Below are 944 nucleotides of genomic sequence, written 5' to 3' on the forward strand. Positions count from 1 at the left end.
ATCGGTGTGCATGATGACCCCGCTGATCGCGTCACGTCCGCCGCGAACGGCGACCGCCATCTGCAGCGCCGCCTCCGCGAGGGCGGCGTCGTGATGGGCGCTCATCGCGTAGCCGACGATCCGGCGGGAGCCCATGTCCAGCACACTGTCCAGGTACAGCTTGCCCTCGTCGGTGACGATCTCGGTGCCGTCGCCGTACCATTTGTGGTTGATCCGGTCGGTGCCGAAATCCCGGTTGATCAGGTCCGCAGCCCGCCACCTTCCCCGTCCCGGCCTGGTGGTGCCCTTCTTGCGCTTGGGCGGCCGGGACCGCAACCCGAGCTCCCGCATCACCGCGGCGACGGTGTTCTCGCTGACCCGCCAGCCCTCCTCCCGCAGGTCTGCCGTGATCCGCGGCGACCCGTACCTGCCCCGATGCGCGGCGAACAGCCGACGGATCTCGACCTCCAGCTGCGCGTGGCGAGCGTGCTGCGCCGACGGGTCGCCGTGCCGCCACTTGTAATACCAGGCCGGGGAGACCGCCAACGCCCGGCAGGCGGTCGCGACCGGCACGTGATGCTCGGCCCGCTGGGTGGTGATGTACTCGGCCACGGCTACCGGCCCATCGCCTCGTCCACCCAGAGGGCCACCGATCGTTTGAGGACGTCACGCTGCATCCGCAGCTCGGTGTTCTCCTTCCGCAACCGGACCAGCTCCGCCCGCTCGGACTCGGTCAACGGCGGATTCTCACCATCCCGTGCCCGACGTGCCGCGGCCACCCAGTTGCCCAACGTGCCCTCGTGCACACCCAACTCCCGAGCGACCCGCGCGATCGGTTTCCCCGTCTCCTCAACGATCCGCACCGCGCCCTGCTTGAAGTCCTCATCGAACTTGCGATACACCTTCGTACTCATCGCCAGCCTCCAACAATTGGCTGATACCTCTACGGTACGAGGGGAAACCCA

Annotated in this window: 2 protein-coding genes; both read right to left on the reverse strand. The window is 68.1% G+C overall.

Annotated features, from left to right (window positions below; all coding sequences use genetic code 11):
• Window positions 1-591: IS3 family transposase (locus IEX31_RS18455; RefSeq protein ID WP_188744844.1), on the reverse strand; the 591-nt coding region annotated here is incomplete at its 3' end.
• Window positions 592-593: 2 nt separating this feature from the next.
• Window positions 594-944, reverse strand: a 351-nt coding sequence (locus tag IEX31_RS18460; RefSeq protein WP_229662501.1) for a transposase, incomplete at its 5' end; no start/stop codon positions are given.

Origin of the sequence: Agromyces bauzanensis (assembly GCF_014645655.1) — a bacterium.
GTDB lineage: Bacteria > Actinomycetota > Actinomycetes > Actinomycetales > Microbacteriaceae > Agromyces > Agromyces bauzanensis.